Genomic DNA, 11,605 nt, shown 5'->3' with positions numbered 1-11,605 from the left:
CGTACTCAGCGATCAGAAAACGCCACTTCTGGATGTAGTTTCTTTCAATCGTCCGATCGAAGCTGTTGTCGCGCATCGAAGCCTCCCTGATGGGTGGATTCGATCACCGAATTGTTGAACATGCACAATTGCGAGCCGAAGGCGAAGCAATCCAGGACGCAAGCACGGGCCGCTGGATTGCTTCGCCGCTCGCTCCTCGCAATGACGAACTGAGAGCTGACCTCGACAAGAAATTGAACACCACGGAGTAACCAGATGACCAAGGCGCTCGACGGCGTTCGCGTTCTCGACTTCACCCATGTCCAATCCGGCCCGACCTGCACGCAGCTGTTGGCCTGGTTCGGCGCCGACGTCATCAAGGTCGAGCGTCCCGGCAGCGGCGACATCACCCGCGGTCAGCTGCAGGACATCCCGAAAGTGGACAGCCTGTATTTCACCATGCTGAACCACAACAAGCGGTCGATCACGCTCGATACCAAGAATCCGAAGGGCAAGGAGGTGCTGACCGCGCTGATCCGCACCTGCGACGTGCTGGTGGAGAATTTCGGCCCCGGCGTACTCGACCGCATGGGCTTCACCTGGGAGAAAATCCAGGAGATCAACCCGCGGATGATCGTCGCCTCGATCAAGGGCTTCGGTCCGGGGCCATATGAAGACTGCAAGGTGTACGAGAACGTCGCGCAGTGCACCGGCGGCGCTGCCTCGACCACCGGCTTCCGCGAAGGGCTCCCGCTGGTCACCGGCGCGCAGATCGGCGACAGCGGCACCGGCCTGCATCTCGCGCTCGGCATCGTCACCGCGCTGTATCAGCGCCACCACACCGGCCGCGGCCAGCGCGTCACCGCCGCGATGCAGGACGGCGTGCTCAACCTCTGCCGCGTCAAGCTGCGCGATCAGCAGCGCCTCGCCCACGGCCCGCTCAAGGAATACAGCCAGTTCGGCGAAGGCATCCCGTTCGGCGACGCGGTGCCGCGCGCCGGCAACGATTCCGGCGGCGGCCAGCCCGGCCGCATCCTGAAGTGCAAGGGCTGGGAGCAGGATCCGAACGCCTACATCTACGTCATCACCCAGGCCCCGGTGTGGGAGAAGATCTGCGACGTGATCGGCGAGACCGGCTGGAAGACGCATCCGGACTACGCCACGCCGCCGGCGCGGCTGTCGCGGCTGAACGAGATCTTCGCGCGGATCGAGCAGTGGACCATGACCAAGACCAAGTTCGAGGCCATGGAGATCCTCAACGCCGACGACATCCCCTGCGGCCCGATCCTGTCGATGAAGGAACTCGCCGAGGATCAGTCGCTGCGTGCCACCGGCACCATCGTCGAAGTCGATCACCCGGCCCGCGGCAAGTATCTGTCGGTCGGCAACCCGATCAAGCTGTCGGACTCCCCCACCGAGGTGAAGCGCTCGCCGCTGCTGGGTGAACATACCGACGAAATCCTACGCGACGTCCTCGGCTACAGCGACGCGCACGTCGCCGAGATCCACGATTCCGGCGCGACCGCCCCGCCGCGCAAGCAAGCGGCGGAGTAATTGCTGCATCGCATTCGCCGCGCCCGAATACCACGGGCGCGGTCGGACTAACTTGTCCGCACGTCATAAAAAGTCAGGTTGTTATTTCCCTCCTTGCGCCTGGTGATTAGCACGATCACAATGGCGACGGTACGGCTCCCGACAGAGGCGCCGGCTCACGGAGGAAACATGACGGACACGGTGCACGGGGTGGCCGCCGCGCAGACGCGGCGCGTGAGTGAGAGCTATCGCTGGACGCAACTCGCCATCGGCGTCGGCGCGATGGTGATGATCGCCAACTATCAATACGGCTGGACGTTCTTCGTCCCCGACATTCAGAAAACCTTCGGCTGGGACCGCGCCTCGATCCAATGGGCATTCACCCTCTTCGTATTGTTCGAGACCTGGCTGGTGCCGATCGAGGGCTGGTTCGTGGACAAATACGGGCCGCGTCTGGTGGTGCTGATCGGCGGCATCCTGTGTGCGATCGGCTGGGCGATCAACGCGCAGGCGACGACACTGTCGGGCTACTATCTCGGCATGATCGTCGCCGGCATCGGCGCCGGGGCGGTGTACGGCACCTGCGTCGGCAACGCGCTGAAATGGTTTCCGGACAAGCGCGGATTGGCTGCAGGACTGACGGCGGCGGGCTTCGGGGCCGGCTCGGCGCTCACCGTGGCGCCGATCCAGGCGATGATCCGCGACTCCGGCTTTCAGACCACCTTCATGTATTTCGGTCTCGGCCAGGGCATCGTGATCGTGTTCCTGTCGCTGCTCCTGCTCGCGCCGAAGCCGGGACAGGTACCCTCTCCCACCCGCAACGCCAACGTGTTCCAGACGCGGCGCGACTACCGGCCGACCGAAGTGCTGCGCCAGCCGGTGTTCTGGCTGATGTACTTCATGTTCGTGATCGTCGGCGCCGGCGGGCTGATGGTCACCGCCAACCTGAAACCGATCGCCGCCGACTGGAAGATCGCCGACACGCCCGTCACGCTGATGGCGATGACCATGACGGCGGTGACCTTCGCGGCGACCTTCGATCGCATCCTCAACGGTCTGACGCGACCGTTCTTCGGCTGGATCTCCGACAAGATCGGCCGCGAGAACACAATGTTCATCGCGTTCGGGCTCGAAGGCATTGGCATCTACGCGCTGTATGCGCTGGGACAGGATCCGGTGTGGTTCGTGCTGCTGTCGGGTCTGGTGTTCTTCGCCTGGGGCGAGATCTACTCGCTGTTCCCTTCGACCTGTACCGACACCTTCGGGGCGAAGTTCGCCGCCACCAATGCGGGGCTGCTCTACACCGCCAAGGGCACCGCGGCGCTGCTGGTGCCGCTCGCCAACTCGCTGCAGCAATCGAACGGCAGTTGGGACCTGGTGTTCCTGCTCGCGGCAGCCGCCAACATTCTGGCGTCGCTGCTCGCGCTGCTGGTGCTCAAACCTTGGCGGCGCAGCGTCGTCGCCAAGAGCGAAATGGTCTGATCGGCGCGGCGGCAACGCGCGCGCCGCAGACCGATCTGGTGTCACCGCGGCGTGGCCGAACGGCCACGCCTGTCTTGTCGTCTGTCTGATGGGAAATCGCATGAAAGTCTGTATCTATGGCGCCGGCGCGATCGGCGGTTATCTCGGCGTCCAGCTCGCTCGCTCCGGCGCCGCCGACGTCAGCCTGGTGGCGCGCGGCGCGCATCTGCAGGCGATGAAGGAGAACGGGCTCAAGCTGCTGATCGGGGACGAAGAGCGGGTGATCAAGCCCAACGCCACCGACAAGCCGGCCGAGCTCGGCGTGCAGGACTTCATCATCATCTGCCTGAAGGCGCATTCGATCACCGGTGCGATCGAGTCGATGAAGCCGCTGCTCGGCTCGCACACCCGCATCGTCACGGCGGTGAACGGCGTGCCGTATTGGTACTTCTACAAGCACGGCGGCAACGAGTTCGAAGGCCGCACGCTGGAGAGCATCGATCCGGGCGGCCGGCAGTGGAAGGAGCTCGGCCCCGAGCGCGGCATCGGCTGCATCGTCTATCCGGCAACCGAGATCGAAGCGCCCGGCGTGATCCGCCACGTCTACGGCGACAAATTCCCGATCGGCGAGCCGTCGGGCGAAACCACCCCCGACGTCGAGAACCTGTCGAAGGTGTTCGAAGCTGCCGGGCTGAAGGCGCCGATCCTCGACCGCATCCGCGACGAGATCTGGCTGAAGCTGTGGGGCAACGTCTGCTTCAATCCGATCAGCGCGCTGACGCATGCGACGCTGGACGTGATCGCGTCCGATCCGGCGACGCGGGCGCTGTCGAAGGCGATGATGCTGGAAGCGCAACAGATCGCCGAGACCTTCGGCGTCAAGTTCCGCGTCGACGTCGAACGCCGCATCGAGGGCGCCCGCAAGGTCGGCGCGCACAAGACCTCGATGCTGCAGGATCTCGAACGCGGCCGCCCGATGGAGATCGATCCGCTCGTCACCGTGGTGCAGGAGATGGGCCGGATGACCAACATCCCCACCCCCGCGATCGACTCCGTCCTCGGCCTCGTGATCCAGCGCGCGAAGGTGGCGGGGCTGTACTGACGGTTCACCGTCCCACGCCCCGTCATTCCGGGGCGCTCGCGCCAGCGAGCGAACCCGGAATCCCGAGGTTGTTAGCAACGAAGCCTCTCCCCGTCATTGCGAGCGCAGCGAAGCAATCCAGAAGCGCCGAGCACGGAGCTGGATTGCTTCGTCGCTACGCTCCTCGCAATGACGCTGGAAGAGCTTCAGTTATAGGAACAAAGGAGAAAACACGCCGTGACCAAATGGGTTCGTTTTCGCGCCAAGGGCGCGGTCGGGTTCGGCACGATCGCGCATTCCGATATCGCCGTGTATGATGGCGACATGTTCGGCGCCAACAAACCGACCGGGCAGACGCTGCAACTCGGCGATGTCGAGCTGCTTTCCCCATGCGCGCCCGGCAAGATCATCGGGCTGTGGAATAACTTCCGCGCGCTCGCCGCGAAGCTCAATCAGTCGATCCCGCCGGAGCCGTTGTACTTCCTCAAAGCCACCACCAGCGTCGCATCGCACGGCGCCGTGGTGAACCGTCCCGCCTCTTACGACGGCAAGGTGGTGTACGAGGGCGAGCTCGGCATCGTCATCGGCAAGCGCTGCAGCAACGTCTCGGAAGAAGCCGCAGCGTCGCACATCTTCGGCTACACCTGCGTCAACGACATCACCGCCGCCGATATCCTCAATCGCGATCCGAGCTTCCCGCAATGGGCGCGCGCCAAGAGCTTCGACGGTTTCGGTCCGTTCGGCCCGGCGATCGCCACCGGGCTCGATCCGCAGGCGCTATCGATCCGCACCATCCTCAACGGCGCTGAGCGGCAGAACTATCCGGTCGCCGACATGATCTTTGCTCCGCACAAGCTCGTCAGCCTGTTGTCGCACGACATGACGCTGGAGCCCGGCGACCTGATCTGCTGCGGCACCTCGGTCGGCGTCGGCGTGATGAAAGAACCGGTCAACGCCGTCACCATCGCGATCGAAGGCATCGGCGAGCTGCACAACGAATTCCGCCAGGCGGCGAAAGCCTGACGCTCTCTCGCCACACACACGTCATTCCGGGGCGCGCGAAAGCGCGAACCCGGAATCTCGAAATTGTTTTCACGACGCCGAGATTCCGGGTTCGCTCGCTGGCGCGAGCGCCCCGGAATGACTCGGTGAGATGACGCTCCCCTCCCCGCGCATTGGACATTTCGCTGTCGCTTCGGCAATCTCCCGGCCGCCAGCAACAGCAACAGGCGCGTCAGGCGCCGGATTGTCCAAGGGGGACCCAAATGATCAAGACCCGTTTCACCGAAGCCTTCGGCGTCGAACATCCGATCGTGCAAGGCGGCATGCAATGGGTCGGCCGGGCCGAGTTGGTCGCCGCCGTCGCCAATGCCGGCGCGCTCGGCATGATCACCGCGCTGACGCAGCCGACGCCGGAAGATCTCGCCAAGGAAATCGCGCGCTGCCGCGAGATGACCGACAAGCCGTTCGGCGTCAATCTCACCATCCTGCCGGCGATCAAGCCGCCGCCTTATGCCGAGTATCGCCGCGTCATCATCGAGAGCGGCGTCAAGATCGTCGAGACCGCCGGCAACAAGCCGCAGGAGCACGTCGAGGAGTTCAAGAAGCACGGCGTCAAGGTGCTGCACAAATGCACCAGCGTCCGCCACGCGCTGTCGGCGGAGCGGATGGGCGTCGACGGCATCTCGATCGACGGCTTCGAATGCGCCGGCCACCCGGGCGAGGATGACACCCCCGGCCTGGTGCTGATCCCGGCCGCTGCCGACAAGATCAAGATTCCGATGATCGCTTCCGGCGGCTTCGCCGATGCGCGCGGCCTGGTCGCGGCGCTGGCGCTCGGCGCCGACGGCATCAACATGGGCACCCGCTTCATGTGCACCAAGGAGAGCCCGATCCATCAGGCGGTGAAGGAAAAGATCGTCGCCAATGACGAGCGCTCCACCGACCTGATCTTCCGCACCCTGCGCAACACCTCGCGGGTCGCCAAGAATGCGATCAGCCAGCAGGTGATCGAGCTGGAGAAGCAGGGCGCGACCTTTGAGCAGGTCAAGGAGCTGGTCGCCGGCTCGCGCGGCAAGATGGTCTATGTCAACGGCGACACCGACGAAGGCGTATGGTCGGCGGGCATGGTGCAGGGCCTGATCCATGATATTCCAAGCTGCGCCGAGCTGGTGTCGCGGATCGTGCGCGAGGCGGAGGCGATCATCCGCGGCCGGCTCGAGGCCATGACCTCGGGCGGCGCGCGCGAGGCCGCGGAGTAAGAGGCGCGCGCCGGGCCGGCGCCGCGAGAACAGGACGAGCTTGCGATGAAAGCCTATGTCTACGGCGCCGCCGGCGCCGCCATCACTGAAGTCGACAAGCCGGCGCCGAAAGGCCCGCAAGTCCTGATCCGGGTCCGCGCCTGCGGGCTCAACCGCGCCGACCTCGGCATGACCAAGGGCCACGCTCACGGCGCCGCCGGCGGCGTGGGCGCGGTGCTCGGCATGGAGTTCGCCGGCGAAGTCGCAGCGCTCGGCGACGAGGCCTATGGCTGCAAGGTCGGCGACCGGGTGATGGGCTCCACCGCCGGCGCGTTCGGCGAGTACACCCTGGCCGATCACGGCCGGCTGCTGCCGATCCCGGACGGCTTGAGCTTCGAAGACGCCGCCACCCTGCCGGTCGCCCTCACCACGATGCACAATGCGGTGGTGGCGATCGGCAAGCTGCGCTCCGGGCAATCGGTGCTGGTGCAAGGCGCCAGTTCCGGCGTCGGGCTGATGGCGATGCAGATCGCCAAGTTGAAGGGCGCCCGCAAGGTGATCGGCTCGTCGACCGATAAGAGCCGCCGCGACAAGCTGCATCAGTTCGGCGCGGATCTGGCGATCGACTCCTCCGGCGACGGCTGGGTCGATCAGGTGCTCGCCGCCACCGGCGGCGCCGGCGTCGATCTCGTGATCGACCAGGTCTCCGGCAAGGTCGCCAACCAGAACCTCGCCGCGACGCGGGTGCTCGGCCGCATCGTCAATGTCGGCCGGCTCGGCGGCACCCATGCCGACTTCAATTTCGATCTGCACGCCGCGCGCCGGATCGACTATGTCGGCGTCACCTTCCGCAGCCGCAGCGTCGAAGAGGTCCGCGAAATCTTCCGCCAGGTCCGCGGCGACATCTGGCCGGCGGTCGAAGCACGCATCTTGAAGGTGCCGGTCGACAAGGTGTTTCCGTTCGCCGAGATCGGCGCCGCCTTCGCCCACATGGAAGCCAATCGGCACCTCGGCAAGATCGTGGTGACGCTGTAACGGCCGCCAGCGACCACGCCCTAAGCTGAGACTAATTCGCAGCTAGTCCAAACCGCCCCGTTACCACCAGGGTAACGGGCCGCGCGCCTTTTCGGCGTCGCACGAGGCTGCTAAATCCCCCGCCATGAACGACATCGCCAGCACCAAGTCGCGAGTGGCCGCGGTCTCCGTTGTGGCGAGTGCCACCATGGCGGCGGCGAAATTCGCCATCGGCATCGCCATCGGTTCGCTGGCGCTGATTTCCGAAGCTCTGCACAGCTCGATCGATCTGGTCGCCACCATCATCACCTGGTTCGTGGTGCGGATCTCCGATCGCCCCGCCGACGATGCGCATCACTACGGCCACGGCAAGATCGAGAGCCTGTCGGCGCTCGGCGTGATCGCGATGCTGTACGTGCTGGCCGGCGGCATTCTGGTCGAGGCCTACAGCCGGCTGCGCGAAGGCGCGCCGCCGCCGACCTTCTCATATCTGGCCTTCGCCATTCTCGGCGTCGATATCGTCGTCAATCTGTGGCGCGCCTGGGCCCTGCACCGGACCGCTGTCGCCACCAAGAGCCAGGCGCTCGCCGCCGACGCGCTGCATTTCGCTTCCGACGTGCTCGGCTCGTTCGCGGTAATCGCCGGCCTCGCGCTGGCCGCCGCGGGCTTTCACTGGGGCGACGCTGCGGCTGCGATCGGCGTCGCGGTGATGATCTCGCTGCTCGGCCTGCGGCTCGGCCGCTCGACCATCCAGACCCTGCTCGACCGCGCGCCCGAAGGCGTCTCTGACAAAGCACGCGAAGCGATCGGCGCGGTGCCGGGCGTGGTCGGCATCGAACGGCTGCGCGCCCGCATGGTCGGCCCGACGCATTTCATCGACGCCCTCGTCGAAGTGCCCCGCACCTACCCGATCGACCGTATCGACGAGATCAAGCGCAAGGCGCAGGAATCGATGTCGGCGATGTTCGGCGATGCCGACCTCACCTTCACGGCGATTCCGGTGGCGCGCGACAATGAAAGCGTGCGCGAGCGCATCATGGTGATCGCGCGCAATTCCGGCCTCGCCGTCCACCACGTCACTGTGCACGATCTCGGTCACAAGCTGATCGTCAGCATCGATCTCGAGGTCGACGGCGATATGCCGCTGATCGAAGCGCACGACATCGCACACAAGCTCGAGGATCACATCCGCGAGGACTTCGGTGCCGATGTCGAAGTCGACACCCACATCGAACCGCTGGAGCCGGAGCTGCCGCAGGGCTCCGACGCCGCGCCCGCGCGTGTCGAAGAGATTCGGCTGGCGCTGCGCCAGCTCACCCACGACGGCGCGATTCATGACGTGCACAGCGTCCGTGTGCGCGACACCGAGGCCGGCGAGATCGTCAACTTCCACTGCTACGCCGATCCGTCGATGAGCGTGATCTCGGTGCACGAGCACGTCGACGAAATCGAACGCAAGCTGCGCGCCAAGTTCCCCTCGGTGAAGCGCGTGATCAGTCACGCCGAACCGCCGAACGCCGACTGAGACGAACAGCGCCGCAATAAACTTTGCGGCCGTTCTTGTTTCGGACTCGACTCACGAAAAAATGTCGGCGCGATTCACCTTTGGATAAGAATTTTTCAGGCGGCCTGAGTCGTTGACTCTCGACAGCCCCCTAAAAGTCGATTCAAATCCTAATCATGATTCGAACGGCGCTCGCTGCTTCGAACGGGTGCTGACGGATACTTGGTGGGGGCCACGTATGGCGCGCGTGCAGGCAGCGGACGCCTGCGCTCAATCCGATTCCATTAAAGGATTGGCGCAGTCGATCGCTAAACCCGCCTATCATCGGCTGCTGAATGCAGAGCCGGTGTTGCGGCGCGCGGTGCCTTTGCTGATCATCGCATTTCTGGTCACCATCTTCTTCGGTGCCGCTGTTCAGATCATCGAGCAGAGCAAGCAGAAGCGCGGTGCGATGAACCGCGATCTCAGCGCACTCGCCGATCTGATCGCCGAACGGCTCGAGCATATCGGCGTGGTCCGGCTCGACCGCCCGGCCTCGATCGAACGGCTGCAGAACCTGCTGCCCGGACTGATCCCGACCTGGGGCATCGCCGCGGGTCGGCACGTCATCGTCACCAGCGCCGATCAGCGGATTCTCGCGCGCGTGCCGATCGGCGCCGAACCTAGCCTCGACAACCGTTTCCTTGAAGTGCTCGGCGCGGCGTCGCTGACCAAGTCCGGTCAGTCGAACGGTGTCACCGAAATCACCCTGCCCGGCGGCGCCTCCGCGCTGGCGACGATGCATGTGGTGAAGTCGCTGCCCGGCCAGGTCGTCATCATTCAGGAAGACACCGGCTCGGTGCTGCGATCGGACACCGCGCTGCAGGTGACGCTGTCGGCGACCACCGGATTCGTGGTGCTGATCCTCGGCTTCGCCTTCCATTGGCAGTCGACCCGCGCCCGCGAGGGCGACCTGATCAACGACGCCGTGCGCAGCCGGATCGACACCGCGCTCAATCGCGGCCGCTGCGGCCTATGGGATTGGGACCTCAGCCGCGGCCGGATCTTCTGGTCGCAATCGATGTTCACGATCCTCGGCCTTGAGAGCCGCAACGACCTCCTCACCTTCGGTGAGGTCAACGCGCTGGTGAAGGGCGAGGACATCGACCTGTTCGCGATCGCCGACGAACTGATGGCGGGCCGGGTCGATCACATCGACCACAGCTTCCAGATGCGTCACGCCCACGGCCATTGGATCTGGCTGCGGATGCGCTGCGAGCTCACCCAGGAGTCCGGCTCGACCGAGAAACACCTGATCGGCATCGCGGTCGACATCACCGAGCAGAAGAGCCTCGCCGAGCGCTCGGTCGAAGCCGATCTGCGCCTGCGCGACGCGATCGAGACCATCCCGGAAGCCTTCGTGCTGTGGGACGCCGACAACCGGCTGGTGCTGTGCAATTCGCACTTCCAGCGCCTGCACAAGCTGCCGGACTCGGCGGTGACGCCCGGCACCTCCTACGAGACCATTCTCGAAGTCGGCCGCATGCCGCAGCTCCGCACCCGGCTGTGCGACAACGGCGCGGTGATGCCCGGCGCCCGCACCTTCGAGGCGCAGCTCGACGACGGCAGCTGGCTGCACATCAGCGAGCGGCGCACCAAGGACGGCGGCTACGTCGCGGTCGGCACCGACATCACCAGGATCAAGGCGCACGAACAGAAGCTGGTCGACAACGACCTGCGGCTGCGCGCCACCGTTGCCGATCTCAAGATCACGCAGTCGAAACTGGAGAAGCAGGCGCTCGAACTCGCCGACCTCGCCCGCAAATACGCCGACGAAAAACGGCGGGCCGAAGAAGCCAATCAAACCAAGTCGAAATTCCTGGCCAATATGAGCCACGAGCTGCGCACGCCGCTCAACGCCATCATCGGCTTCTCGGAGATCATGGGCAGCGGCATGTTCGGCACGCTGGGCTCGGAGAAGTATCAGGAATACTGCCACGACATCATGACCAGCGGTCACTATCTGCTGGAGGTGATCAACGACATCCTCGACATGTCGAAGATCGAAGCCGGCCGGATGCGGCTGGAGATGGAGCCGCTCGATCTCGCCAAGACCATCGGCGAGTCACTGAAAGTCGTCGCCGGACGCGCCGAGCACAAGCATCTCGACCTGCGCTCCGAGCTCAACGACCAGATCCCGATCGTCGCCGACCGCCGCGCCATCAAGCAGATCCTGATCAACCTTTTGTCGAACGCGGTGAAGTTCACCCCGGATGCCGGCCGGGTAACGGTGCGCGGCCGCATCGCCGGCGGTTCGATCGTGCTGATGATCGCCGACACCGGCATCGGCATTCCGCCGCAATCGCTGCGCCGCCTCGGCCAGCCGTTCGAACAGGTCGAGAGCCAGCTCACCAAGAGCTATCACGGCTCCGGCCTTGGCCTTGCGATCGCCAAGTCGCTGGTCAATCTGCACGGCGGCTCGATGCGGCTGCGCTCCACCCTCGGCGCCGGCACCATCGTGATGGTCAGCCTGCCCCGCACCTGCCAGCAGCGCCCCCTCGCCGCCTGATCTCGCTCAGTCTGATCTCGCCGTCTGGCCTCTTGCCCGCCCTGGTCTCTTTTCACGGCCTCGTCTCTGCCGTTGCACGGCGATGGCGTGACTCCGCAGCGCAGAAGGAGAATCCGGGTTCGCGCTTCGCGCGCCCCGGAATGACTCGGGGTGAGTTCGGACGCTCCACACAACGTCATTCCGGGGCGCTCACGCAGTGAGCGAACCCGGAATCCCGAGATGCTCTGATACCAGGCCTCCACGCG

The 11,605-nt window shown here is 65.1% G+C and carries 9 protein-coding genes; all 9 read left to right on the top strand.

The window, feature by feature from the left end; all coding sequences use genetic code 11:
• Positions 1-65 precede the first annotated feature (65 nt).
• Positions 66-251 (top strand): hypothetical protein, encoded by a 186-nt coding sequence (locus tag VRZ08_RS19620; protein ID WP_414533598.1) that lies wholly within the window; start codon positions 66-68, stop codon positions 249-251.
• 4 nt (positions 252-255) lie between these two features.
• The gene (gene frc / locus VRZ08_RS19615; protein ID WP_107355134.1) at positions 256-1,533 is read left to right on the top strand and encodes a formyl-CoA transferase; all 1,278 of its coding nucleotides are present in this window, start codon (positions 256-258) and stop codon (positions 1,531-1,533) included.
• A gap of 168 nt (positions 1,534-1,701) precedes the next feature.
• The gene (oxlT, locus tag VRZ08_RS19610) at positions 1,702-2,994 is read left to right on the top strand and encodes an oxalate/formate MFS antiporter (RefSeq protein WP_414533597.1); all 1,293 of its coding nucleotides are present in this window, start codon (positions 1,702-1,704) and stop codon (positions 2,992-2,994) included.
• 100 nt (positions 2,995-3,094) lie between these two features.
• Positions 3,095-4,075 (top strand): 2-dehydropantoate 2-reductase, encoded by a 981-nt coding sequence (locus tag VRZ08_RS19605; RefSeq protein ID WP_414533596.1) that lies wholly within the window; start codon positions 3,095-3,097, stop codon positions 4,073-4,075.
• 216 nt (positions 4,076-4,291) lie between these two features.
• A complete protein-coding gene (locus VRZ08_RS19600) occupies positions 4,292-5,077 on the top strand; it encodes a fumarylacetoacetate hydrolase family protein (RefSeq protein ID WP_414533595.1) in 786 nt (261 codons plus the stop codon).
• A gap of 242 nt (positions 5,078-5,319) precedes the next feature.
• Positions 5,320-6,315, top strand: a complete 996-nt coding sequence (locus tag VRZ08_RS19595) for an NAD(P)H-dependent flavin oxidoreductase (RefSeq protein ID WP_164601683.1) — start codon at positions 5,320-5,322, stop codon at positions 6,313-6,315.
• A 45-nt stretch (positions 6,316-6,360) separates the two neighbouring features.
• The gene (locus VRZ08_RS19590) at positions 6,361-7,329 is read left to right on the top strand and encodes a zinc-binding dehydrogenase (RefSeq protein ID WP_414533594.1); all 969 of its coding nucleotides are present in this window, start codon (positions 6,361-6,363) and stop codon (positions 7,327-7,329) included.
• A gap of 124 nt (positions 7,330-7,453) precedes the next feature.
• Positions 7,454-8,833, top strand: coding sequence for a cation-efflux pump (locus VRZ08_RS19585; RefSeq protein ID WP_414533593.1), 1,380 nt, complete (start codon positions 7,454-7,456; stop codon positions 8,831-8,833).
• Positions 8,834-9,050: 217 nt separating this feature from the next.
• Positions 9,051-11,360, top strand: a complete 2,310-nt coding sequence (locus VRZ08_RS19580) for a PAS domain-containing sensor histidine kinase (RefSeq protein ID WP_107355129.1) — start codon at positions 9,051-9,053, stop codon at positions 11,358-11,360.
• The last annotated feature ends 245 nt before the right edge of the window (positions 11,361-11,605 follow it).

Origin of the sequence: Rhodopseudomonas sp. G2_2311 (assembly GCF_047501505.1) — a bacterium.
Classification (GTDB): domain Bacteria; phylum Pseudomonadota; class Alphaproteobacteria; order Rhizobiales; family Xanthobacteraceae; genus Rhodopseudomonas; species Rhodopseudomonas palustris_H.
This window is presented reverse-complemented; position numbering and strand designations above follow the sequence as displayed.